This is a genomic window from Paenibacillus sp. J22P143, from assembly GCF_059692035.1.
Genome location: NZ_JCAUAQ010000035.1, coordinates 1 through 25,929, shown reverse-complemented (window position 1 = coordinate 25,929; position 25,929 = coordinate 1). Strand labels below are relative to the sequence as shown.

The window sequence follows — 25,929 nt, the reverse complement described above, 5'->3', positions numbered from 1 at the left end:
ACACTAGCTGCCCATTTGTGATGCATGCCAAAGATGCACACCTGCGTGAATGATCACATAGATGCGCACAACAAAAATCAATTATCCAAGCATCCCCGTCTCGATAAGAGCGAACATTAGCCTCAATTAACATCGCTCGATCGTTCGCCATAACTGATTCCTCCTTTAGTTGCCTTAATCCTAGTGTAAACCTTTGTTTCAATTTAATATGTGAAATAAATCACAAGATAAAACAGATTCGAGAGCTGTAGCGAAATTATGAAATCAACAAAGGCATGCCGCAACAGCAGCATGCCTCTTGATCGTTCACGGATTCTTAGCAGGGACTGCCTTCCGAAAGGTTAACAACTCAGAGACGGTAACAAACCGATACCCCCTCTTTTCCAATTCCGGTAAGATCATTTTTAGAGCCTCGACGGCCTGATTAGGTCCTTCCACGTAATCGTGGAACAGTACAATATCCCCGCTGCTCGAATTGTTTAAAACTTTATTTACAATTTTATTGACCCCTGGCTTACTCCAATCCCTCGTATCCAAATGCCATGACCACATGATCATTTTATATCCTTCTTGCTTGACAATACTGACTAAACCCTCGTTATAAAAACCCCCAGGCGGACGAAATAACTGACATCGAATCCCAGCGGTGGAGGAAATGATTTCCTCTGCTTTATTAATTTCATTTTTCATATTTGTCCGTTTAGAAAGAAACGCATGGCTATATGTATGATTGGCTATCTCATGTCCTTCGTCTACTTCTCGTTTGAGCACGTCAGGATAGAGCTTTACTTTATTCCCAACCACAAAAAAAGTGGCTTTTGCATGATACTGCTTGAGTAAGTCCAGGATCTGCGGTGTTTGACTCGGATGAGGACCGTCATCGAATGTTAAGGCGATTACTTTCTCATCGGTTGATACTTCCCAGACGACTTCTCCACGCGTTTCATAATAAGACCGGTCTTTTGGGTGAGCAGCGTATCCAACAGACTGAAATAATAAAAAACAAATACCAAAAGTTAGGATCGTTCTCATTGTTGCCTCCCGATTATATTTTCAACATATATGCCATTATTTCTACTCTTCTCCTCCCATCTAGGGAATTAATAGCAAACATAGTGTACTCATTTAAGGAGTAATATACTCAACTAGTTTCATACAACTGGGATAAAATACAAGTCACCTTCTCATACTAACTACGAGATGATGGAGGTGAAATCAATGCCCAAAAATGACGCCGATCCCAAATATGATCGCGCAGATAACCGAGCAGATAGTAAAAACAATCAACAGAATCACGCCAATTTCCTTGAGGAAGCACAAACCTTAACGAGCGAGAAGGCCGCTGATTATGTACCAAGTTTAAATGGTATCCCCAAAGATCAAGTTTGAGTAACTGGCTGCTCTTCTCATCATATTTCGATGAGAGAGCAGCCTTTTAAGTTGGTGTAGTTTAGTTTCATTTCGCCATTTTCCGTATAGTTCAGAAATCACTCTACAAAATCGTAACAATAGGCTGCAGCACAGACAAATAGTCACTCACCTACATAACATGAAGAAGGAATGATAAACACCTACTTGTGAAGGAGTGGAATGAAACAATGAGTTTGCAACAACTGCCGCCGCCGCCTGCTTATCCCCCTGCAAAAACTTCTTCTGGTTATATGATCGACTGTATGAATCAATACACCTATGTATGGCTAAAGACTGGCCAAAGTTTCTGGTTTTATCCGATTCGTGTAGAGTCCTTTGGCACATCAGGTTTTAGATGGACGGGATCTTTCTGGTTGTTTGATGGCATAGATTCAAGGTTTATTGATTCCGTATCGTGTCCTCCGATTCCTACGCTTTATTAAATATTAGGGGGATAAATAAGTTTTGGGGTGTGAACGTAAAGCTTTGTACGCTAATTCTCACATAGCATAAAATAAACAAAAAAAAGAGCTCTTAGGGATAACCTAAGCGCTCTTTCTAGTTACTTATAAGCTGAATTCACTAGGATTTAATCCAAGCGAATTGCATATGTCACGAACCGCAGCTTTCTCTTTATCATCGAAGTCACCATCTGCAGCTCCGATTGCACTACATACACCAACGATTACTCGCCCCATCTCAGGCTTACCACTAAACTTGGCAATTGACTTTAGTGCTTCTTGTTTGCCGATCATGGCATCAAACTCAAGGTTTCCAACATAGTGATTGAAACGAGCAATGACGTCGCTCATATCAAAAACCTTTAGTTCTTCACTCCGGCTCATGTATCCAGCCATTTTTTGCTTTTCATTGGCATCAATGGTTCCGTCAGCGGCAGCTACAATCGCACATCCGGCAACTACGGCATCCATAAAGTCTTTATTTTTGAATTTTTTGACCTGTTCGGTCAAGCCTTGTTTGGAATTTTGCAACCACGATTTGAATCCAATACTCATATAGGAAGCCTCCATTATTTTAATTTACGCGCTCCCTATATTTTAGATACAATTATCAACTTTAGCAAATTTTGTAGAAATCTCACACTAATTAAGGCACCACTACACCTTTCAAAGCCAGCGCTATGCAAACAAATAGCAGATGACTTCCCCATTGGTTCGATCGATTCACATTATTAACCATATCCGAATCATAACTCGAAATCGCTTTCATTAAAATGTGATTAATTCTGTTATTTTTAGAATATCTTCGGATTTCTTTGCATCATAAACCCTTTGACTTATTTTGTTTGGCATAATATTATAAGTAGTAAGTAGTAAGTAGTAAGTAATAAGTAATAATTAGTAAGTAAGAATTTCCGAAAGGATGATACTCCCATGTTAAAAAATTTATCAATTCCCCAAGAGTTTGTCTTACTTGCATTAGATCGCGACACCAATAAACTAAAGTCTATTTTTCGTATGCATGTTGCCTTGTATACCGTAATGGCTTGTATAGTGGAGCTTTCTATCAATGGCAATGTTACATTTGATGACGATGATACTGTCAGAATTTCTAACTCAGCATCCACAGGTGAAAAATATCTTGATCGATTACTCGAAATTATAACTGCTGAGAAACCAAAGAAACTAAACAAGTGGGTTTCTTACTTTTACTATAGCCAAAGAGGAATTTATCAAATGGTTGTAGAAAGCCTTGTAGATAAAGGAGTTCTAGAGATTGAAAATACGGAATTTTTATTCTTTGTGCCAGTGAAAAAATATTCAGATGTAGCCAATACACGGAACCGTATCGTAGAGAAAATTCGAGCAGAGTTATTAGAACATGGAAATGTAGAAGAACATACAGTAGCTTTAGTGTCAATTTTAACTACGAAAAGTATGCTTAACGATTATTTTTCTGATTATGAACAAAAAACATTAAAGCAAAAGCTAGAGATATTGCGTAAAGAGGATATATTCAAAAAATTTAAAACGGTTGATACCGCTCTCCAAAATCTAGATTCTGGCATGTAACTTCAAGTATTGCAGCAACATAGGGGTGAAAAATATGGGGAGAAAACGAAGTTTAGATACAATTTTATCATCAGCGTATGTGAGTATCAGTGAGTTGGTTGAACTTTCTGGCGTTCGATACAGTACCATTAAATATTACACGGAAGAGGATATGATCTCTTTTGAGCAAGAGGATACAAGACTGACAAGAAGATACCCACGTGAATTAGCACTAAAGCGACTTGAGGAAATTCGTGTAATGAAAGAAGAAGAAGGATTGACTATTAAACAAATTAAAGAAAAATTAGGCTAGAAATTATATTATGATACCAGGGGTGTTCAAATGGTTGAATGGGTTCAACAAGTAGATGGAATTTGGCAATACATCGCATTATTTTTAATATCCATATTACCATTTCTGGATGTTTTTTACATTATTCCATTAGGTATTGTATTGGAGATGTCACCTGTAGCCGTTGGGATTGTTGCTTTTGCAGGAAATTTTATTATGGTTTTAGTCTTTGCCATGTTTTTTAGACAAATTTCTGAATGGCGTAACAAACGGAGAGAAAAAAAGGGGAAATCAAAGCCTTCAAAAAGTGAGACTAGAGCCAGACATATTTGGGAGAAATACGGTCTTCCGGTGTTTGCTTTGCTTTCTCCCTCAATACTTGGAACAGATTTAGCTGCTTTAACAGCTCTATTGCTTGGTTCATCTAAAGTTAGAGTGATCACTTGGATGGGGATTAGTTTAGTCGTTTGGTCGATTCTTATGACAGTTGGCTCTGTATATGGCCTCCAATACATGAATTGGATAAAATAATAAACACATACGGCCAATGAAGCAATAGTCCGACAAAAAGCCCATCAGGATCATCCCCTGAGGGCTTATGTTTGGATATAATCGATCCTCCAAGTCCTGCGGTTTCTTCGGATCTTTCTTTGTCGTTTCGCGGAATTCCGAGCACATACAGAACAACTAGCATAACGTACGTAATGAGTCTACCCCCAACGACCAGCGACGCTTGTTGTTGGGTGACAAATAAGTCTTGAAGTGCAAGAAGCGAATTCATTCATATTTTTCAACTTACATCTGAAAATCCGTTGGATTTAGGCCCGTATCACAGGGATACCAGGCGGGAAGCTTTCGGTCCACACCCCGTTCTCATAACGGAGTCGAATCGTGCCAGTTGGAACATTCAGCTGCAGCGAAAATGACGTCCAGGTTGCAGGAAGCTTCGGACAAAAAGCGATTTCTTGCCACCCTGGCTTCGCAGGCTTTAAACCTATAATATCCTCGATCAATACTGGAACTGGTCCGCTTGCCCATGGATGGCATAGGCTGGTGTTCCATTTCTGGTCCTTCCCCCATGCTTCGAAGCAGGTCGTTGCTCCTTCTTTGAGCATATTCCCCCACGAATGTTCATCATCAGCTGAGACCAAGTCATAGATCAACTCATACTCTGCGACCTCCGCTAGAGCTTTCATGACAAAGTAAGAGAAATATACCCCGCATGCGAATCGCTTGGTACGGATCATGTCGACAATGGCACTGACAGATCCCTTCGGAGCGATATGGAACAGCAGAGGGAGTACATTGGCATGTAGTGCATGATGCGTACTCTGCTCCGAATCTCTAAATAAGGCTTCCTTCTCATCGTAGAAAGTCTCTAAGAAGCTCTTTTTAAATTTCGGCAGCCGATCCTCATAGGCAACACAGAGCAATTCCCTTATCTCATTTGCGCTGCTTACGCAACCGATATATAGTGCATTGATGACGTTTCTGTACGTCTCTACTACCGAGCCTAGCTAGCCTTGGTAGACTTATTTAATATATGAAGTTCTTTATCAGTTATTTTACAACTTAAACCTTAATTTAAGGTATCTGCCATGTATGACGGTGATTTTATTCACATTTCATTATTACTTGTTCACATTTTTGATGTGGATAATGTGGGTAACCTCGATCTTTATTATCCCTCTTTCCAGATGCCACTCATCTATATATAGAAACAGCAGCGAGCCCAGACTTTAAAACTAAAGTCCTAGACTGCTGCTGGTTTCAATTGAACTAACGTTTCCCGTTAGCCGTTCATGCAGCGCAGAGGATGCACATGAAAAAAAGATTAAAACCGTCAATACCGCTACTACAGCTGGGTGAGGCAGGTCGATCGGCTCCTACCATTAAACTGCAGCTAGCACGCTAATGATGCGCTTATTGCTTGTGAGAATTCTTTAACGATCATCACTTACTAACATTATTTTACAATTTATTATATATCCAATTTCGCATTTTCGTTGAAAGGCAAAACCCGATATATGGTCTGACTTTGTTTTCCCTTGGCTAATATTATTTCAACTTCAATTTCTCTTATTTCGTTTTCAAGCTCGGACCTGTTGGGTGACAAATAAGTTTTGAAGTGCAAGAAGCCAGCAAACATAAGGGTTTGCTGGCTTTTGTTATAAAAATGATTTACAAATTAAGTTTTGAAGTGGTTTTTTAGAGTAGAATACCTGAAATACAAATAAGTTTTGAAGTACTTTTAACAAAACTTTTATTGCTCAATACTGATGATATATGTGCAACGCCCTATCTATACAAGTGTGCTTAGCTGCTCAGCTGCTAAACTCTCTAGCCCAAATATATTCAAAGGCAGCGCCCCGCGGCGCTGGCAACCATGGCGGTAACAGACACTCAATCTGGGCCCAGTGATAAAAGGTTTGCCCACGACTCTTAAACTCCTGTAGTCTGACCAAAATTATGTTGAGCTTATTCAAGGAATTGGATTGGGCGGTGGAATAAGTTTGGATCTAATTCCACTGGACGGCTCATTTGAAAATGCTACTGCTCTCACAAAGATTACATATTTCGGCATGTGCCTTTATTGAGCATTTAAAAACGATAATTCTTTAAAATCTTTACTTAAGGGACTACTAGTATTTTTAATTAAGAAGTTTCTTGTGTCAATAAGCGAATTTTGTGGATAGGCTTGGCTTATTAGTGTACAAGCTCCAGTTACTATTGCTGCCGAATATGAGGTTCCTGAATCCATTTTAATGCGATCACTAAGGTCAAGGGACGTTATGTCTATCCCTAGTGTAAAAACATCTGGCTTTACTAGGTCATTCCCTCTACTTGTAAAATCAGTTATATGGTCGTCACTTATTTTAAAAGTCCCATTTCCGTTAACTGAACCTACTGTAATAACATCATTATTCATTCCAGGAAATAGAATTGTCCCCTTATTAGGCCCCATATTTCCAGCAGAAACTATAGTGACTATATTCTTCTTTGAGATGTCATTCAGTAGATTGTTTATTCTATTTTTATATTCACCACTAATTTCTGGAATGCCAATAGATAAATTGAGAACTTTAATATTGTATTTATCGATGTTATCCCTCAACCACATTAGTGATTTCATAAAAGTTTCTTGACTACACTCTCCATTCTCGTCTAACGCTTTTACTATCACTAGTTTGCTTTCAGGTGCAATCCCACGTAGTTTTCCATTCGCCCCCAAAATTCCAGCAACAAACGTCCCGTGACCATTATCATCATATGGCTCTGATTGATTATTTACAAGATCAACAAATGTAAGGATTCTTGTCATACTGAATGATGAGCTTATTTTTAATCCTGAGTCTACAATTGCTACAGTAACGTTTTCTCCATTTAAGTTTCTGAATTCCCTCTTATCCAAACCAACATACTTTTTAATATCTAGACCCTCTGATTGAACATTATTTTGATTCATTTTCACTTCAATACGTAGCATCTGTACAAAATAAAATGATCCCAATAATAATGAGACTGCCAGTATCATGGAAAATATTTTAAATTTAGTAGAGCAAAGACTGTAACTTAAAAGTTTCATATAAAGACCTCAGATCATCTAGCGATTTACTGTTATTATTGGAGACTGACTCGGTTTTTAAATATTGTAAAACCCGTCCCCTTTCTTTTTCTTCCAATTTTCCGGATGTATTTAAATAAGATATTATTTGAGATGTTGCATATAAACTTATAAAACCCTTGTCACCAAATTTTGGTTTATAGGCATTATCCATTTTAAGATCTAATACGAAATTGTAAATATTTTGTTCCAATCCTTCATTTTTGTATTTAATGAATGCCATTACATCAAAAAGTTTTACTATGTTGTAATCAATATTACTTTTATTTGCGAAAGCTTCATTTACCGATAATATAAAATTTTCTATTTTTACCTTGTTTGGGGTAGAAACTTTTCCATTACATATCTTTAAAATCTCAGTAGAGTAATAAAGATCCGATGCATTAGATATAATTTTATTTGGATTACTTACTTCAAGGTTATTGATATAATCATTTACAGCTTGGACTACCCTTTTTTTATTTGTTAATGTTAAATCTAATATTTGATAACTTTTTAATAAATAATATATCGATGCTAACTTTTTTTGATCATTTATATTCGGGGATTCAACTATAAGTGAATTGTATATTCCCTTTAACAAAACTATCTCTTTTTCATGATTAAAATTAAATCCTAAAGAGTCTGCAAGACTTAATCCATAATAGTTTTCTTGTATATCAGTTTTTGGTTCTGAGGTCTTACTAAAATTCGTGCTTATTTGATCTTGAAGATAATCCTTTAATTCTTCAATGTTTTCATACGGTATTTCATTTTCATGTAGAATTTGAAGCATCAAATACATTATTAATGGTTGTTTTACAAAATTCGAATTAATATTTCCATTTCTATAAAAATTTACATTTTGTTTAAGAGTGGTTTGAATTACATCTTTCTGAATATTTAAATTCACACCATAAAAAGAATCTATTTTATACAATGAATATAGCGTTATAATGGTTAACCAATCATTATTCACATCTGTTTTAACTTTAGTATTCCAATATTGTAACCAATCACTTCTATTCACTAGATCCATATGTCCTAATTTTAATTGGAATTCAGAAAGTCCTAATTCAGATAGAATTTGAACTATTAACCCACCATTATTAAGCAGATTTTCACTTTCAGAAGTTTTACCGAATAAATTATTATCATTATAGTATTTAATTAATCGATCTACTAATTCAGGCTTTTGGGGTATTTCAACATTCATAGATTTAAAGATGTCAATAACATTATATGTAGCCGATAATTTACTCGACAATTCCTCATTTTTATCCTTAGAAAAAAACAGACCAGAATCTGAATCATAATTTAACATAGCTTGATTAACAATATAATTCTTATTGTAGTCAATTCTTAGTTTTTCTTTAATATATGTATTCATTTTAAGAATGTCTAAATTACTAGCCCCGACTGAAGGTTTTAATCGAGAATATACATCGGATTTAAGATTATCATATATATTTAGATCGATGTTTGCGAACTCAGTCAATTTCATTGTCCAATAGAAAAAGTTTAAATCGATTGAAGCATCTTTTATATTTGTGCTAAAAAACATATCGTAAGATACTCCATTAAAGTAATCACTTTTTAGTAATTGCATAACTTGTTTTTTATCCAATAGACCAAAAAAATTTTTCTGATTAATTTCTATTTGGCTATTACTATGATTTGCTTTATCTAAAAAACTTGAGATTTGTAATGAAAGTAAAGTGAAGAAAATTAAAGTAATCAAAATCAAAATAATTAATTTATTCTTTTGTACGATTAAATATTTCATATCTGTTCCTTTCTATAAAAAAAGGAGGGAATAATCCCTCCTTTAATTCCATTTAGAAATGAGTATAATCTGATGAGCTTACAGAAACAGAGTACAATGAGGTGAAATCGAATACAGAAGTGCTGGTATGTGCCATATTCAAAATATCATATGCCTCAGCACGTACATTGGTATAAGATCCAATTTTCGCATATCCATTTGTAGAGGGTGTCCAAGTCATTGTTCCAGAATTCGTTCCTGGCGTGAACGTACCACCACCAGCTGAGGAAGTTAATGATACTACAGGTCCGACACTTGAATAACTAAAATTATCAGATAATGTAATTTTTGTAGGTGCATGTCCGCTCCCATGATATTGTCCTGAAGATTGTCCAGTCCAATAGCCAATATCATTGTTTAATACTCCATTATTATTTAGTGTTACATTATCAGTAAAAGATGATTGAATATCATTTGTACTATATGCAGAAGCTTCGCCGTAACCATTAATAGTCGCAGTCTGTGTTGATTGTACGTTAAACTGATTAAGTTTAGCTAATGTTTCCTTTTTATCCTCATCGCCGAAAACGGAAATGGAATAGTTACCATCTCCATTGTCAAAATCAACCTTGAAGTGTTTAGGGTCGTTCTTTGCAACATTAACTAGTTTGTTTGCTTTAGCAACAAACGCTTCATTGGACAAATATTGTTTATTTGCTGCGGAAGCTGGTATAGAAAATCCAATTAATGCTAGAGAAACAGCCGAAAATAGTAAAATTTTCTTTTTTAACATATAGTTCCCTCCACCGGAAAAATTTTATGTCTGTCGACAAGACATTTCAAATATTACCATATTATTCTAATGTTGTGAATACCTTTATCTAAAATTATATTCTTACAAATAAATCGAAGCTTAATATTTATTATTTAATTTGACATATAATAACATTTTTGTTATCATTGTCTTTATATTGTGTTTATACTTTCATTTTGGCATTCAGGGAGGTATTATATTTGGGAGTTAGTCCGTTGTATCCTTTTACTATTATTGGCCTACCAATTATTATTATTATTTTCCTTGTTAATCTTGTAGTAATAGTAAAGAAACATAAAGATAAAAAGGACTTGACAATTAATACTGTAATAGGAGCTTTTTCCTTAGTTCTAATTGCGGTGATACTTTCTTTGATTATTTTCCTTTTTTAATAATTTTTAATACTTTATTAGATTAATTATTTCTAAAAATGGCGCCAAAACGTTTTTCGGTCAAAGTAATTTCACAAAATAAAAAGACGGACTACTTCTCTTTCATTCGCTGAGAAGAAACCCGTCTCTTTTTTATTTTTTTCTTTACATAGTAGATTTGCACCGGCGTCGAAATAATTTGGTAGTAGACCGTTTATGCATTTCCCATAAAACCAATATCGCTTTAGGAGGTCATAGAGAACGTTATACCCTACTCCTGTTTTATCTTTTATATTCTGGAATAGTTTCATTCGTTCAGTTGAAAAGTATATATCCGGTTCAATAGATACTATATCCCTTAAATTAAAGTCCATTTATCATTTAAGCTTTTTGCATACCAAGAACCCGGGTCTAGGCCATATTTATTATCCGCAAGTAAACAAAAAACTGAATTACAATACACTCCTCTGATACATACATTTGAAACCGCCAATAGGCTGTAATCAAACTTTGTACTTCTTTCTGCCTAGGCAACTGAAGAAGGAATATTAAACTAAACAACACTTATTGGATAGTTAGCAGAGGAGAGATCGCCAAACCAACTCAACCGACAACTACTACAAAATAAAATATGCGTTCACCCAATGGATGAACGCAACAACTGCTGACTAAGGACAATTTCATATTGTCCACCAAACTCGCCAAACGTAAAATTTTTTCTATACTATACAAATACTTCAAAACTATGTTTGTTACTTCAAAACTTTAATTGTCATTTCAAAACTATATTGGCAATTTCAATACCAATTGTAGTAGTAGTAGTGCTTCCATAATTTCATCGCCAAATCGGGGCTAAGCACGTTCCAACACTTTCCTTCCGGAATTTGACTCATGATTTCCTTCTGGAAATCGTTAAAAGATGCATATTCGGAAGGTGGAACGTTTTCTAGCTGCTCACGTAAAGTTGCTGGTCCTGCAACCGGTTTTAGAAATTGAAAGGGATTTACCTTTGCCTCTCTTGAACCACCAATCAAAATGACCCTTTCGCGAAGCTGGGCTTGGCCATAATTTATTGCGTTGAGCACCTGATACTCCAAATGTAACCCGGATCTGCGATGCATCTCTGTTTTAAACTTCATAAATGAAGGGAGATGCTTATCACTGACCAAGTAGGATACATTTTCAAATAGAGTAAACCGTGGCTTTAACTCTTCGACAACTCGCAAATACTCGTAAATCAGCTGACCACGCGGATCCTCTAGCCCTTGTTTGCCCCCGATATCCTCCTGCATTTCGCTCCAGGACTGGCAGGGGCTCCCACCGGCTAAGATAATATCTGCATTGCCTACAATTTCACGAATCATGGATCCTGTAACTTCTTTAATATCTTTGCACCAGACCACCGTATTAGGATGGTTTAATTGGTACGTTTCACAAGCTATCGGATCATTGTCGATTGCAAGAGCTACATTAAATCCAGTAGTTGTTTCTGTCGGGTGACAAATAAGTTTTGAAGTACAAGAAGCCAGCAAACAAGGGTTTGCTGGCTTCTTTTATAGAATTGATTTACAAATTAAGTTTTGAAGTACTTCTTACAAATTTCATATCACAACATCATTAGAAAGCTGCAATAGGCTCGCTCGGCGGCAGCATTTGCAAAACGGAATAAAGTGGCCTCCTTCTTCCACAAGCTGGGCAACACGTTCATTATGGTAATTAACATTTTTAAGTCCAACATATTACATGGTGATTTCAAAACCAGCAGCTTAAGCACGTTCCATTTGACGCAATACGTTCCCACCAGCCAAAGTTGTCTCGATGGAAAAGTCGCGGCCTTGATCAATACAAATTGAACACGCTTTAATGCTTCTCGACCAGCTGCTGACAGCAGCAGATTCTGGACGTTCGGGATTCATCTGTTTGGCAATGGCATCTGTGTCGATGACTTCACCAACTTGATGAGCAAGGATATCCGTAATGGTACTTTTACCCGCACCATTTGTTCCAGCGAAAATAGTCATATGCGGTTTATCTATCAGCGTATTCAATTTCGCTTCGTTTTCCATGCTCATCATGAAGAATCTGCGTCTTTCTCCCATCGGGGTATTCGCGAATCATTTTGTCGTTTTCCTCATAAATCAGCGATGTTCCTGCAGCTTTTGCTTTATTTCGGGCGTGCCTCGTAGCTGCCTGTAAAATACGATCTAGCTCTTGATCACTCATTTCCTTCATGAATGTATCCCTCCCAGACTTTCCGTTAGTGCTGTTTTAAAAATGTTAAATTGGCGAAAAGGGTGCGGTATAAGCGCAGCGGCAACCACTCCTGCAGCCGCGATTATTAGTGAGTAGTTACTTAAATAAAAAGCCCCAAAAAAAGAGATCACTGCAAAACGCATGCAGAATTTGTAAAAACAGACCCAGTGCCGCATAGGTACTGGGTTTGTTGTATACTGGAAGAAAAGGAAAAGCGGTGCCGAAATTTCATGTTACCTTCTAACAAACAATTATCCGCATCATTTCATGCGGAACTATATAAACTCATTCCTAAAGATCACCTGCTTTGTAAAATTAATGGGGCAGTCAGTTTCGGCTTTATTCACGAATTAGTAAAAGACTCGTATTGCGTATACTATGGCAGACCAGCTAATGAGTGGACTGCTTTTTTTCTTTATCTCATACTTTTTCCATTTCGAAGATCCAATTCAGACAAAAGTAAGGCTTTTGCAGTGGTCTCCATAAAGAGAACCCTGAATAATTTATACTATTTTTAGAAGAGTATCATCCAATGTTTAATCGAAAACACTAAAGAATAATAAAAAGACCATTTAAGCCATAATTTCTGAAGTACTTTCAGAATCAGCTACGCATCGCGAGAAAGATCACTTTTTTCCTGTGATTTAGCTAACTTTTTTACTCTATATTTTTCTATGTAATCAAACTTCTGAGTCTTACTTATACCTTTAGAGCGAGTAATAATATTTCCAATAAGATTTTCATAGAATATATCAGTTTCCTTTGTTTGAGACCTTAAAAAATAATAAGAAACAACTTTAAATAAAATCATATCTTGAATGTAATCACTTTTAGTTTGTCTTACAAGTTTAGATATATATTGATTGTAATCTTTTTCTTTTAAATCAGCATAAATGAATACTGACATGAATTTCTCCAAATCAGTTACATCTTCTTTGGCAAGTATCTCTTCAATATGCTCCTTCATTACAACTCGTAATTTTGCTGTTCCAATTAATGAAAACGTCACTACTTGATGTATAAGAGGCATAAATCGTTTTAACATATTATGCCTTTCTTTATTGGGATCTTCGTTATTTTTTTCTTTATTCGTAATTTCGGATAATAAAGTTTTATATAAACCAGCAAAAGACATTGAACAAGTAAGTATACTACGATACGAATAACTCTTTAAATCTTCAACTTTTGTTTCCTCCGTATTTTTCAGTACTTTGGCTGCAAGTGACCAGCTTCTAAACAACTGTTCAAATGGACTTATTTCATCTTCAATTTTTGATATTCCTTTTTCAGGCTTATTACTTTCGAGCATTGTATCATTCATTTGATCTAACTCATCTTCTGTCGGTTTATTTCGTGCAACTACCTTTTTTACTTCTGTTGCATCTAGAGTACTTGCAATTGAACGTTTTGTCTCGAATATAGTATCATATGTGTTTGAAATTGCTTGAATTTTTGATTGCAGATCCTTAAAATGCTCATTCATTCTACTTACAACTAGTTCAAGTATTTCTGACTCATCTCTATTAAGTCCAGTGTAATATTCTATTTCATCTTCAAAGTATAAATATTTTTCTTCTTGTAACACATACTTTTTAAACTCTTGATCAAAATTCATATTCTTCATCAAAAAATACTTAAAAAAACAAGTGAACCTAAAACGGGTATATACTTCATTCGACTCATATTCTCGTAACAAAATACCGTTATCTAAAAATTCTTTAATAACGTCTTCTTCTTGAAAATCGAATTTTCGACTTCGTAGGTAAGAATAAACAAAATTACGTAACTCATTATAGGTCAATCGATAATTTAATTGATTTGAATCATACATTTTCTTTGCAATTTCTGCGAGTAAACGTTCCTTATTACGATAATCAAATCTTTCTGAATATATTTCCCTTCTCGATTGTTTCTTAAATAATCTCTCAACAAAATTCTCAAGCATAGTTGCATTATTAATTGGTTTATAATTCTCTTGTTGCTCTATTATCCAAAGAAACATTGAAACTGCAAGAGGGGTCCTCGGTATATTTAGTGTACTGAAAACATTAACAAGCTTTTCCAATTTATCCGGATCATATTTTTCATTTTTAGCAAACCATTTCTGAATTAAGAGTTTTATCTCTTTGGTTTTAAAACTTTTTAACTGCAGTTGCTTTAGAGAAGCTAATCCAGGATACTCTAAAATATCAAATGGAATTTCTCCTTCTAAGTTGCCTGTTGTTGATGCAATTACTACAACATTTAAATTTTCACTTAGAAATTTTTCAACGTTATTTAAAGAATATTTTTTTGATTCTGAAAATGTAATATCATCAACCAAGAGCACTAATTTATGAGAACTTATAAACTCTTTAACTTCCATTATTCCCACACCAAGGAAACGACTAATTAATGTTTCAATTCTTGTGTATTTTATGTCATTAAAATTAATATAAACAGGAATTCGGGCGTGTTCTTTAATGTTATTTGTTAATTCAATTAATATTTTATCTAGAAGAATTGTTTTACCGGACTCTTTGCCACCAATTATTATTAAACTATCATCACTAGAACAAAGTTCTTCCAGGCTATACTGAACCTCATCTTCATCAGAATCAGTATCATACTGGGAATTTTCAACTATTCTTGGAAGAACAAACATATCGTCAATACATTTTGGTGCTTGACACTCAGTGTTGGAAGAAAGCAAGTGCCCATTAATTTGAGGGAACTGCTCCAATTTTATTTTTTCTGCTAATTCAAATTCATATTTTTTTTTTAACAACTCTTCATCATCCGGAAGTTTAAAATAACATTTCCCTTCTGAATCACCTTGATCCGTATTAGGATCAAATTGTTCTTTTAGGTATGCATATCTTCTATTATGTGTAACAATTCTCCGATCTTCTAATTCATAATCTACTATTGAATACCCATTCGAAAACCTTCTGTCTGTCCCCCTGATGTTCATCGTCCAGTTTGCAGGTGCAATTGAAAAAAATAAATTTCCATATAAAGTAGTCGTAGACCAGCTAGTACCTTCATGTACATGACCACTAAACAGCATATCATAGTCACGGGTTATCATACTTTCTACTGTTTTTCTCTCAAACTCAGACAACCAATCAATTGGGTGGTGCATTATAGCAATTTTAACATCACAATCCTTGATAATCTTCCTACTATTAATAATTTGTCTTTCGCCAAGAATGATCCTCCCTTTATCATTTTCGTCATAACATCTCCAAGATGAATTAAAACAAGTGATTCCAACATTCAAATTATTTATTTGCACCTTAAATACAGATTGATAATCAGTTAATTCATATTGCTCTTTATAACCATTATAATATTGTCTCTCAAAGTCTTTAAATGATAGTATTCTCTTTCTTCCTTCTATATCCTTACTATCGATATATGCATTTACTTTTTCAGTACTATTTAAGTTTTGTTCTAATCCACTTTCAATTAGTTTACTATCTGCTTTTCTATAAATATCATGATTCCCAGGAACAAAAAAGAATTTGTCTTTAGATAATCCTAGTTCTCCAACAATAGGATCAATTACTTTAAATACGAAATGAAAAAAAGCGTCTTCTATATTATCGAAAGTGTCTCCGGCCTTATCTATTAGGTCTCCAGAAAAAATAATTAAATCAATTTTTTTTTGTGCGTTAAAACTCTTAAGATCCTTTATCAAGGCTTTAAGTATAAACTCTTCCATATCCAAAAGCGTCCCCTGAGAAAGATGAAAATCAGAAAGATGTACGAACCTCAATGTTCTCGCGCTCCTTATTAGGTATTCTATACTACTAAAGTCATAATATTAGTAATATTTTACCACAATACTCTACATTCTGTAACTAAAACTAACAATTCTCAACACTTCCTCATACTATGGTCCTAAAATAGTTATCTAGTTCCAAATTATGATAAATTCATACCATTAGCATCTCGATGGATTTAGATGAAACAAGCTTTCAATTGCCAAAATCTCTTGAATTCGAAATACTCATATATCTCCATTGCTTCCACGAATACATACAGGCCTACGACTAATTGACTGTTCGAATTTACCGCAAGGTTTCGGAAGCGAGTCTGAAATTGTCTCTCCAACCACGAGGTCTCCTTTGGGTCGCAGTTTGAATACATTAATTGGAGTGAATTTTACGAACCCCATCAATAATCCCCTTAAATTTGGAAATCCTATAAATATTCAAATTGAAAAGGAAGTGTAATTACATGTTTCGGTGTTTACTGGTTTTCATGGTATCGTTGAGTCTAACTGCTTGTTCGCTTGGTTCCACAGATAGTAACGAAATTGTAGAACGAAACGATATTTATTACAGAGTTAATGAGACATCTCCATATTCTGGTCGTGTAGTGAAGGCTTATGACAATGAGAAAAAAACGAAGCAGCAGCAATATAAACTCAAAGATGGCAAAATTGTTGGTGAATACAATCAATGGTTTGACAATGGTCAGAAACAACTATCAGCCTTGTTTAAAGACGGTAAAAAAGACGGGAAATACACCTCATACTTTAATAATGGACAAAAAGAGGCTGAGGGAACTTACAAGGACGACAAGCGCTCAGGCGAGTGGAAAGAATGGAATTCAGATACACAACTTCTCTTTGATGGTGAGTATAAAAATGAATTACGCAATGGTTTCGGTAAAGAATATGCAAATGGAAAAATGATATATCCCTAACTCCACATGGCTTGAGTGTTGATCACAGACATTGATGTGTTGGTGTTTACCTTACGACTTATAAAAGATAAAGCGCTATCTCTAAAATGTTTGCCTTAAGCTGCCCGACATTTACTTAATGATGTTTCAGTGGTGGAGCTTGACCAGAACACAGAATTTTAAATAATATTGTTTTAGATGAGCGAGAGTCTTGTGTATATTGGCTTAAAGTAGATAAGCAAACCTAACGCTGTGGTTCCATTATGGCACCACAGCGTTTTATGAAATGCACTTCTTACTAATGATTACTAGACCTGACTAATTTGCAAATCACAGCTTCTTGATCTGCAACCTATATGCGGTGGAGAAGCAATGTTTATTCCTAAATGTCCAGCGTGTGTATGAATATCTCTTCCTTAGACAACGTGGCACCTTTGCCCATTTTTTCATGATCTGGCGACCATTCACGGATATCATACTTAGCTTCTTTATCATTCCAGCTTATACTTCTCAGTTCCTTTGTCCCTTGAAGATTCTGACAATCTGCCGTGTATTTGAGTTACTTTATATTTGAATTCTGCCATTTCTCCACATTGTACTTTCTATTTTAGATTTATTAAATCCTTCCACCTACTCCCTTAAACTTATCTACAAAGGCAGAGATTTTCTGAAAAACGCTCTGCTTTTTTGTTAAATACTGAGGATTAAGAGGACTCATTTTAGGAAGAATTTCATTAAGCTCCGTTCCATTTTCACTGGCAAATTCTCTTTTTAATGAAGTTAAAATATATCTTTTTGCAGCCTCTTCATTAAGATTTTCAGTATTAATCAATTCTTCTGCTTCACGTTTTTGCTCAGTTTGAGCAAATGAGAAGAAAGCATCAATAATACTTGCTTTATCTTGAATATTGTCTAAATCTGTTTGATTGATAAAATCGACTACTAAACTTTCTTTAGCACGGTTCCCCACACTAGAACGAATTAAACGACGTACCTCTTCAACCAATAAACCCTTATCTTTTACTTTTTTGTTATTTTCAAATATAAGTTCAAGAATGTAATCTAAATTGATCTCTTGGGATTTTAAAAGATCTACTTCAAAGACAACATCATCCCAATCAATAGAGGAATTATCTTTTTCTTTTCCAGTTTTTTCACGACGAAGCCAATCACGAATATCATTATATGATGAACGATAATCCTGAATCGCTCTTTCTTCTAGTACTTTAATCTCTTGCATAGCAGCTATATTCTCATCACTTACATAGTGAGTAGATTTAAAATTTCCCAAAGCCTCAGGGTCATTGGTATCTACTGTTTGTAAAGCTTTTAGACTTGAAAATTCATCATAATTCTGTAAGATATTTTCAATACGCAAATATTCACCAAAGAGTTTCGCAAACGCTTTTTTATCCTTTTCAGTAGCAATATCTTCAACATTAGGAAAACGCTCTTGTAGCTCTTTTACCACGTCTACATAACCACGACGGGCTTCACCCGTTGCCACATCAGTGAATCCTTTCATATACTCTTTGTAGCTTTTTTCCAGCACCACATTTTTAGTATTTTCATCCCCAAAACATTTAATCGCATCAATAGTAGCTTGTTCTAAATCCCGGAAAGTAACAATATTTCCAAAGGTTTTAGTTGAATCATAAATACGATTTGTTCTCGAAAAAGCTTGCATTAAACCATGATACCTAAGATTTTTATCAACAAATAAGGTATTTAATGTAGGTGCATCAAAACCAGTTAAGAACATTCCTACAACAATCAACAAATCAATCTCTTTGTCTTTTACTCGTTTAGCAAGGTCACGATAATAATTTTGAAATTCCTTACTTTCCACGCCATAATTGGTTTTAAACATAGCATTATAGTCTTTAATGGCTAAACTTAAAAACTCTTTTGCACTACTATCCATTGCTGAAGGTTCAAAAGTTTCATCAAGAATTTCGCCTATAGCATTTTGCTCTTCATTAGCAGCAAAGGAGAAGATTGTCGCAATCTTAAGGGGTTTGCTGCTTCCCTTTTGTAAGTTATTTAATGATTCATAGTAGAGTTTGGCTGCGTCAACACTGCTCACAGCAAACATGGCATTAAATCCTTTTGCATTCGCGTTTAGACGATGGGTTTTTACTTTAAAATTATTAAGAATATATTGAGAAATTTCTTTAATCCGTTCAGGATGTAATAATGCTTCTTTATTTTCTGCTGCCGATAGCTTTTTCTCGTCCTGTTCTTTTTCAATCGTTTTGAACTTGGGACGTACATCGTTATAATCTACTTTGAACTTTAAAACTTTTTCATCTCTAATGGCATCCGTAATTACATAAGTGTGTAACTCTCGACCAAAGATAGAAGCAGTCGTTTCAGAACCTAACGCATTTTCTGGGAAAATAGGCGTACCTGTAAATCCAAATTGATAGAACTTCTTAAACTTTTTATTGATATTTTTTTGAGCTTCGCCAAATTGTGAACGGTGGGCTTCATCAAAAATAAATACCACTTGCTTATTATATATAGGTAGCTCTGTTTCGCTTTTAATTAGGTTATTCAGTTTTTGAATCGTCGTCACAATAATTTTATTATCATCTTTTTCAATGTTACGCTTTAATCCTGCGGTACTTTCTGAACCATTAACACTATCAGGAGAAAAACGCTGATACTCTTTCATTGTCTGAAAATCTAGGTCTTTCCTATCTACTACAAAAAATACTTTATCTATAAAATCCAGTTCAGTAGCCATACGAGCTGCTTTAAAACTCGTAAGCGTTTTCCCTGAACCTGTTGTATGCCAAATATATCCACCACTTTCAGTGGTTCTCCATTTTTTAGCTAGGTATGAACTTTCAATTTTCCATAAAATTCTTTCTGTGGCAGCAATTTGATAAGGACGCATAATCAGCAGGTTATCGCTCACATCAAAAACTGAATATTTCAGTAGTATATTCAACAAAGTATCTTTCTGAAAAAATGTAGCCGTGAAATCTTTTAAATCTTTAATCAGGGTATTATCCGATTTTGCCCAATTCATAGTAAAATCAAAACTGTTTTTATCACGTTTAGTCGTATTGGCAAAATAACGGCTATCTGTCCCATTAGAAATCACGAAAATCTGTAAATATTTAAACAGAGAGTTTTCTGAATTAAAGCTCTCTTTACTATATCGATGAACCTGATTAAAGGCTTCACGAATGGCAATCCCACGCTTTTTAAGCTCTACTTGTACTAAAGGTAAGCCATTGACTAAAATGGTAACATCATATCTATTGGCTTGAGTTCCTTTATGTTCAAATTGGGAAATTACCTGTACTTTATTGTTGGCAATATTCTTTTTGTCTACTAGGTAAATGTTTTGAATATGCCCATCATCAAAAACAAAGTCATAAATATAATCGTTATGAATTTTACGGGTTTTATCAATGTGGTTATCACTGGGTTTATCTAAAAACTGCTCACAAAATCTAATCCATTCAGCTTCTAAAAATTGCACATTATTAAGATTTTGCAGTTGCATACGAACATTAGCAAGCATTTTTTCAGGAGTAGTTAAACTTGGTAGATGTTCATAACCTTGATTTACTAAATCTTGAATAAGTTCTCGTTCTAAATCAGCTTCAGTTTGATAACCAACTCCTTGTTGATCTATCTTGCTATATTTGTCTAGAATTATAAAGTTGTTTGATTCTGCAATGGGTTTGTAGTCGCACATCTTTATGCCTCCTTCCAAAAGCTATAGTTACTTGTCAAATGTTCAAGTAATAGCTTAACAGTTTGTTTTTCTTGGGGAGATGGTTCTGCTACACTTTCATTCGCTAGTGTAGAATGACTTGTAAATTGGATAATACGATTATAATAATTTTGTTTGTCATCAGGTAATAATTCTGACCACTTTGGAAATCCAAGAAAACTAGCTGTTTTTTCATATAGATTTCTTAAAAGAGTGAAATGATATTTTTGTACTTGATTATTCTCAATGGCTTCCTCTATAGTCTTCTTCAAATGCAAATGATATGCAAAACTCTTATTTGAGTCTCCTCTTTTTTCTTCTAATTCAAAAGTACCATCTTCTTCACTGTCTAGCATGTAGCAGGTCTTTGCATTGAATTCATTATGGAGCACATTATAAAAAATAGGATTGTGTGTTGTAATAACAAACTTTAGTCCGGATTCACTTCTTTTGATCAATTGAGCCAAGTCTACAGCCAGCTGAATCAGATGGTTATCATCTAATGAAGTTACAGGATCATCAATAAACACATATTCCAATTGATTAAGTTTATCTGTCTCTCGTTCACTTGGCTCAAGTGTATTAAGCACGTAAATTACTTGATCAAGCAAGCTATAAAAAACACTCCAAACAAAACTACTTTCTTCACCTTTCGAAATCTTGATATTTTGTGAAGGTGCGTCATTTCCTTGTTCATAAGAAAATGTAACCTCAGTAAAATTCGGATTAAATCTAGGTGTTAATGCTTGATTGGTATAATTCTGAAAATGACTAATAACATTTTGATCTTGCCCTTGTTCATTAAGTACCCATTCAGTAAAAGAGTTCAGATGAATTCTAAGTTTTAAATCAACATCATTTTCTAAATCATTATCCCAATAGAATAAATCTTCCGTAAAAGCATTATAATAAAGGATTTTTTTACTAACTACTTCTAATTCCTCTAACTCCGTATCACCTTCTACTCTCGGTGCCACTAACAATTTAAATTCCCGTGAAAGTCTTGTTTTGCCATTTCCATTAAAGGCATAAATTAATTGAACTTTTTTATCATTATCTTTTAATTGTTGTGCAATTTCATTTAAACTCTTTCCCATACTATGCTTCTACCTCACTTTTCGGAAATGAAAGTAGCATATTACGGTAATATTCGTATTGTTTTTGACGCAACTCTTTTTCACGAGGCAAACCCTCAGTAATTGATGAGTTCAAAGCATCGAATTTGTCTAAAATAGATACTATACGTTTTTTTTGTAAAGGCAAAGGATCTGGAACCATGATGCCATTCAAATTTTTCTGATTTAATTTGGGTTGAGCCGCCCCCGATATATAGGGAGTTAAATCAATATGATTTAAATAAAATTCAACAAATCTACGTTCTTCATAAGTCTTAAATTTAAGTACATGAGCATGATTGTTTACCCATATTTTTCCACTTGCACTAAATGCAATTGGTGTATTTCTAGCAAGTAGGTTTGCCCCATCTTCCGAAATAAGTAAAAAATCCCCTTCAAAAATATAATCTTTTACATAATCAACAATACCAGATGCGCCATAATATGGAATATCCCCAACCTCTCTTACACCACTAGTAACCGGTTTACGGATTGAGTCAAGATTCTCGGCAAGTTCCCCCAACGTCTTCCACTCAACTTCACCCTCGTCAAAAGTCAACAATTTATCACTGTAATAGGTATATTGCTTTTTACGAGCTGTAAGCTCTGCTGTAAGCTCTGCTGTAAGCTCTGCTGTAAGCTCTGTAAAGGTGTCCAAAATACGAACTATTTCAGCTTGGATGTGAAGGGGTGGAATGGGGATTTGAAACTTTGCAAATTCTTCTTTGGTAATAGTTTTTATCGTACTGCCGCGGGCATTTTCTTTTTCAAACTCAAATTTGGCTTGTAGTTGATATGCAAAATATTTTTTGTTAATTTTGACCTGAAAACTCTCGAAAATAGCAAGCGTTCTATCTACATAGCAGTCGTATTGTGTAATAGCAACTCGACCTATACTGCCTTGTAATGTTACAATGACGGTATCTTCTTGTACAAACACACTTTTAGGTTGTGCTAATTTTGAGATTTTATTTTTTGTATTTTGCACAAGTCTCATATCTTTCCCAACATCGACTACTTGAACAAAAGGCATTGCACCTTCACCGTCGTACCATTCGTCTTTACCATAAGGTTGAGGGAATGAACCACGACGAAATTTCGCCACCTCTCCCAATGCCTTCCACTCAACCTCAACTCCATCAAGCAATTTATCCATATGATTCGGCTTAATCATGATTCAATCACCTCAATAATGTCATCAATTTCAGCACGAAGTTGGTCTATCTTTGCTACAGTCGTTTTTATCTCTGCATTCAGCTCATTTATATCAGTGACTTCCCTTGTGTCTTTTGCTTCTATATAAGAACTTACAGAAAGATTGTAATCATTTTGAACGATTGCATCGTAATCAACGGATTTTGCAACATGGTCAACATCTTCTTTGATGTCAAACATTTTCATAATTTGCTCAATGTGTTCATCTGTAAGTATGTTATTATTCGTTTCTTTTTTATAGAAATCTACTCCACTTGCATCAATAAATTGAGTTTTATTTTCGGTTTTATGCTTAGAAAGAACCAAGATATTAACCGCTATTGAAGTCCCATAAAAAAGGTTAGGTGCTAATGAAATAACCGTTTCAACAAAGTTATTATCAATCAGATACTTTCTAATTTTTTGCTCTGCACCACCACGGTAAAAAATACCAGGGAAACAAACTATAGCAGCACGACCTTTACTTGAAAGGTAACTAAGCGTATGAAGCACAAAGGCAAAATCGGCTTTAGATTTTGGGGCTAATACGCCTGCAGGAGCAAATCTTTCATCATTAATAAGCGTTGGGTCATCACTACCAATCCAATTTACGGAATAAGGTGGATTAGATACAATGGCATCAAAAGGTTTTTCATCACCAAAGTGAGGATCTAATAGCGTATTTCCTAAAGCAATATTAAACTTATCGTAGTTTATGTTGTGTAAAAACATATTCATACGAGCAAGGTTATAAGTTGTATGGTTAATCTCCTGTCCATAAAAACCATCTTCAATAATATGAGCATCAAACTGTTTTTTTGCTTGTAATAGCAATGAACCTGAACCAGCTGCAGGGTCATAAATCTTATTAATAGTTGTTTGCTTGTGGATTGCTAATTGAGCAATAAGCTTAGACACACGCTGCGGTGTAAAAAATTCTCCTCCAGATTTACCAGCATTGGCAGCATAATTAGAGATTAAAAACTCATAGGCATCACCAAAAAGGTCAATGTGATTATCTTCAAAATCACCAAAATTAAGCCCATCAACGCCTTTAATGACAGCAGCTAAACGACTGTTTTTGTCCTTTACAGTATTTCCCAGTCTATTGCTTGTGGTGTCGAAATCAGCGAATAATCCTTTAATATCCAACTCCGATGGATAACCATTTGCTGAACTTTCAATAGCAGAAAATATAGCAGCTAAATCTGTATTCAAGCATTCATTAGTATTAGCAGTTTTTTCAATTTTAGCGAACAACTGACTCGGATATATGAAATACCCTTTTGTTTTAATGGCATCATCTTTAATTTCTTTCGTTATAATATCATCAGAAAGTTCTGCATACTTGACACTTTCGTCTCCAGCTTCAATATAGCTAGAAAAGTTCTCGCTAATGAAACGATAAAAAAGCGTTCCTAAAACATATTGTTTAAAATCCCATCCATCTACAGAGCCACGGACATCATTGGCTATTTTCCAGATTTGAGATTGTAATTCGGCACGTTGTGCTGCACTTGACATTTGTATACCTCCAATTTTTCTTCTTATACATTGATTATAGAAGCACTTCTAAAAAGGTTTGAAGTTTTCCTTCCACCTCTAGTTTCGTACCATATTCGCTACTCCACTTATTCTACCTAAGTATTGAAACCAATTACTATCTTTACACCGACATAAAACTTCATGCAAAATCACTCCGTAATACCAGCCTAGTAGTCCAATAGACTTATTCCGCAGACAAGCCGAGAATTCCTTTATTCAATACTATTTTACACTAAGGCTTAGACAACATCCTGTCAGCAACCATAAGTTCGCATGAAAAAACCTCCGCCGCGTGATGGGTGGAGGTAAATTATTAGCCTAAGATTAAGTATATGACTCAAGCACTATCTTCAATTACTTCATCATGGTTTTTGCTCAGATCGTTAAAAGTCCAAGTATTATATTGCTTGTAAAGCCTTATTGAATTACTGAATAGTTCAATGTTCTTTTTTAAAATATTTTTCTTCCTTTTTATCGTAATCAAGATTACCCTGAGCTGTATTTTTCCTTCTGGATATCAACACAAGATTGCCTAGTTTATCTGTCCATTCGGATCTTTGATCATATGTAAAGGCTTTCACCCACTGACCTGATTTATCAGGGTTCTAGGGCAATATGTGTTCAATGCTAAGCATAAAAATGCAAAATTAAAACAAAACAAGCCCAAGGGATGCTTTCCCTCAGGCTTGTTCACCAGTGCTTCTGGATTTAAGGACATCTTAACATATTTAACTATTAGTTGTAAATATTTGGTTACATATTCCAATGAGTTTAGTAAATTTGGCCGAAATGAGCATTATTGAATATTATACGGATCAATCCTCTCATCTTCTGTCCATTCTTTACTTAGCTCCGCATTCAGTACATCTTGAAATCTAATCCAATCCCAATCCTCTGCCCCGCTGAACTGATCAACGGTGTCCAAACGAAATTCTCCATGCTTGCTGCGCGTCACTACACCCGAAATTGTACGTGGCTGGTATTTGTCATATACAGTGAGTTGTACAACTCTTTTGTAAATTTGGGATTGGCTAAGTTGTTACTGCTAAACCATACTGTCCGCCAATTGACGGCGTAAGTTGTCCTAACCCTGACGGACAAGCTGTCCAGTCGGTGGTTTGAAAAAAGGGAGAATCAAGAACATTCT

At 34.9% G+C, this 25,929-nt stretch carries 25 protein-coding genes; 7 read left to right on the top strand and 18 right to left on the bottom strand.

All coding sequences use genetic code 11. The annotated features are described in order from the left end of the window. Positions 1–306 precede the first annotated feature (306 nt). Positions 307–1,032, bottom strand: coding sequence for a polysaccharide deacetylase family protein (locus AC58PQ_RS27070; RefSeq protein ID WP_497247082.1), 726 nt, complete (start codon positions 1,030–1,032; stop codon positions 307–309). 186 nt (positions 1,033–1,218) lie between these two features. Here AC58PQ_RS27070 and AC58PQ_RS27065 point away from each other — a divergent pair, with 186 nt between their 5' ends. Together AC58PQ_RS27065 and AC58PQ_RS27060 are read left to right on the top strand one after the other, a co-directional pair. After that, the gene (locus AC58PQ_RS27065) at positions 1,219–1,389 is read left to right on the top strand and encodes a hypothetical protein (RefSeq protein WP_497247080.1); all 171 of its coding nucleotides are present in this window, start codon (positions 1,219–1,221) and stop codon (positions 1,387–1,389) included. A 209-nt stretch (positions 1,390–1,598) separates the two neighbouring features. Continuing rightward, entirely contained in the window at positions 1,599–1,853 is a 255-nt protein-coding gene (locus AC58PQ_RS27060) for a transporter (protein WP_497247078.1), read from the top strand. Between the two features lie 123 nt (positions 1,854–1,976). Here the strand turns inward: AC58PQ_RS27060 and AC58PQ_RS27055 are convergent, their stop codons facing one another. Beyond that, on the bottom strand, positions 1,977–2,426 hold the full coding sequence (locus tag AC58PQ_RS27055) for a tellurite resistance TerB family protein (protein ID WP_497247076.1): 450 nt from the start codon (positions 2,424–2,426) through the stop codon (positions 1,977–1,979). Positions 2,427–2,804: 378 nt separating this feature from the next. Between AC58PQ_RS27055 and AC58PQ_RS27050 the strand changes: the two genes are divergently transcribed. From AC58PQ_RS27050 to AC58PQ_RS27040, 3 genes are read left to right on the top strand one after another with little or no spacing between them, the layout of a single operon-like run. Beyond that, positions 2,805–3,443, top strand: coding sequence for a GOLPH3/VPS74 family protein (locus AC58PQ_RS27050; RefSeq protein ID WP_497247074.1), 639 nt, complete (start codon positions 2,805–2,807; stop codon positions 3,441–3,443). Positions 3,444–3,477: 34 nt separating this feature from the next. Continuing rightward, on the top strand, positions 3,478–3,735 hold the full coding sequence (locus AC58PQ_RS27045) for a MerR family transcriptional regulator (protein ID WP_497247072.1): 258 nt from the start codon (positions 3,478–3,480) through the stop codon (positions 3,733–3,735). 30 nt (positions 3,736–3,765) lie between these two features. Continuing rightward, on the top strand, positions 3,766–4,245 hold the full coding sequence (locus AC58PQ_RS27040) for a small multi-drug export protein (protein ID WP_497247070.1): 480 nt from the start codon (positions 3,766–3,768) through the stop codon (positions 4,243–4,245). Positions 4,246–4,532: 287 nt separating this feature from the next. On the opposite strand, the gene AC58PQ_RS27035 is transcribed toward AC58PQ_RS27040, so the two are convergent. The 8 genes from AC58PQ_RS27035 to AC58PQ_RS27000 form a co-directional block, all read right to left on the bottom strand. Continuing rightward, complete coding sequence (locus AC58PQ_RS27035; RefSeq protein WP_497247116.1) at positions 4,533–5,198, bottom strand: alpha-L-rhamnosidase-related protein; 666 nt, start codon at positions 5,196–5,198, stop codon at positions 4,533–4,535. A 1,106-nt stretch (positions 5,199–6,304) separates the two neighbouring features. Further along, complete coding sequence (locus tag AC58PQ_RS27030; protein ID WP_497247068.1) at positions 6,305–7,300, bottom strand: S8 family serine peptidase; 996 nt, start codon at positions 7,298–7,300, stop codon at positions 6,305–6,307. After that, on the bottom strand, positions 7,266–9,104 hold the full coding sequence (locus tag AC58PQ_RS27025) for a hypothetical protein (RefSeq protein ID WP_497247066.1): 1,839 nt from the start codon (positions 9,102–9,104) through the stop codon (positions 7,266–7,268). The genes AC58PQ_RS27030 and AC58PQ_RS27025 overlap by 35 nt, the downstream gene beginning before the upstream one ends. Positions 9,105–9,156: 52 nt before the next feature. Beyond that, positions 9,157–9,876 carry a hypothetical protein gene (locus AC58PQ_RS27020; RefSeq protein ID WP_497247064.1) on the bottom strand — a complete coding sequence of 240 codons (720 nt, stop codon included), beginning with the start codon at positions 9,874–9,876 and terminating at the stop codon, positions 9,157–9,159. Between the two features lie 484 nt (positions 9,877–10,360). After that, entirely contained in the window at positions 10,361–10,642 is a 282-nt protein-coding gene (locus AC58PQ_RS27015; RefSeq protein WP_497247062.1) for a hypothetical protein, read from the bottom strand. A gap of 423 nt (positions 10,643–11,065) precedes the next feature. Continuing rightward, positions 11,066–11,800 (bottom strand): DNA cytosine methyltransferase, encoded by a 735-nt coding sequence (locus AC58PQ_RS27010; protein WP_497247060.1) that lies wholly within the window; start codon positions 11,798–11,800, stop codon positions 11,066–11,068. Between the two features lie 234 nt (positions 11,801–12,034). Then, positions 12,035–12,343: a zeta toxin family protein gene (locus AC58PQ_RS27005; protein WP_497247058.1), complete on the bottom strand. Its 309-nt coding sequence runs from the start codon at positions 12,341–12,343 to the stop codon at positions 12,035–12,037. Continuing rightward, positions 12,297–12,500: a hypothetical protein gene (locus AC58PQ_RS27000; RefSeq protein ID WP_497247056.1), complete on the bottom strand. Its 204-nt coding sequence runs from the start codon at positions 12,498–12,500 to the stop codon at positions 12,297–12,299. The genes AC58PQ_RS27005 and AC58PQ_RS27000 overlap by 47 nt, the downstream gene beginning before the upstream one ends. A gap of 251 nt (positions 12,501–12,751) precedes the next feature. Between AC58PQ_RS27000 and AC58PQ_RS26995 the strand changes: the two genes are divergently transcribed. Continuing rightward, the gene (locus AC58PQ_RS26995) at positions 12,752–13,039 is read left to right on the top strand and encodes a transposase (RefSeq protein ID WP_497247054.1); all 288 of its coding nucleotides are present in this window, start codon (positions 12,752–12,754) and stop codon (positions 13,037–13,039) included. A gap of 89 nt (positions 13,040–13,128) precedes the next feature. Here AC58PQ_RS26995 and AC58PQ_RS26990 read toward each other — a convergent pair whose 3' ends face one another. After that, positions 13,129–16,281, bottom strand: a complete 3,153-nt coding sequence (locus AC58PQ_RS26990; protein WP_497247052.1) for a metallophosphoesterase — start codon at positions 16,279–16,281, stop codon at positions 13,129–13,131. Positions 16,282–16,745: 464 nt separating this feature from the next. On the opposite strand from AC58PQ_RS26990, the gene AC58PQ_RS26985 reads away from it, so the two are divergent. Continuing rightward, entirely contained in the window at positions 16,746–17,216 is a 471-nt protein-coding gene (locus tag AC58PQ_RS26985; protein WP_497247050.1) for a toxin-antitoxin system YwqK family antitoxin, read from the top strand. Positions 17,217–17,577: 361 nt separating this feature from the next. On the opposite strand, the gene AC58PQ_RS26980 is transcribed toward AC58PQ_RS26985, so the two are convergent. The 7 genes from AC58PQ_RS26980 to AC58PQ_RS26950 all read right to left on the bottom strand — a co-directional run bounded on the left by AC58PQ_RS26980 (position 17,578) and on the right by AC58PQ_RS26950 (position 25,707). Continuing rightward, positions 17,578–17,700, bottom strand: a complete 123-nt coding sequence (locus AC58PQ_RS26980) for a PC4/YdbC family ssDNA-binding protein (RefSeq protein ID WP_497247114.1) — start codon at positions 17,698–17,700, stop codon at positions 17,578–17,580. 111 nt (positions 17,701–17,811) lie between these two features. Beyond that, positions 17,812–20,910: a type I restriction endonuclease subunit R gene (locus tag AC58PQ_RS26975; RefSeq protein WP_497247048.1), complete on the bottom strand. Its 3,099-nt coding sequence runs from the start codon at positions 20,908–20,910 to the stop codon at positions 17,812–17,814. Positions 20,911–20,912: 2 nt separating this feature from the next. After that, positions 20,913–22,025, bottom strand: a complete 1,113-nt coding sequence (locus AC58PQ_RS26970; RefSeq protein WP_497247046.1) for an AAA family ATPase — start codon at positions 22,023–22,025, stop codon at positions 20,913–20,915. 1 nt (position 22,026) lies between these two features. Next, positions 22,027–23,217 (bottom strand): restriction endonuclease subunit S, encoded by a 1,191-nt coding sequence (locus AC58PQ_RS26965; protein WP_497247044.1) that lies wholly within the window; start codon positions 23,215–23,217, stop codon positions 22,027–22,029. Beyond that, positions 23,214–24,761: a type I restriction-modification system subunit M gene (locus AC58PQ_RS26960; protein WP_497247042.1), complete on the bottom strand. Its 1,548-nt coding sequence runs from the start codon at positions 24,759–24,761 to the stop codon at positions 23,214–23,216. The genes AC58PQ_RS26965 and AC58PQ_RS26960 overlap by 4 nt, the downstream gene beginning before the upstream one ends. Before the next feature lie 458 nt (positions 24,762–25,219). Continuing rightward, positions 25,220–25,363 (bottom strand): GmrSD restriction endonuclease domain-containing protein, encoded by a 144-nt coding sequence (locus AC58PQ_RS26955; protein ID WP_497247040.1) that lies wholly within the window; start codon positions 25,361–25,363, stop codon positions 25,220–25,222. A 215-nt stretch (positions 25,364–25,578) separates the two neighbouring features. Then, the gene (locus tag AC58PQ_RS26950; RefSeq protein ID WP_497247038.1) at positions 25,579–25,707 is read right to left on the bottom strand and encodes a hypothetical protein; all 129 of its coding nucleotides are present in this window, start codon (positions 25,705–25,707) and stop codon (positions 25,579–25,581) included. Positions 25,708–25,929 lie beyond the last annotated feature (222 nt).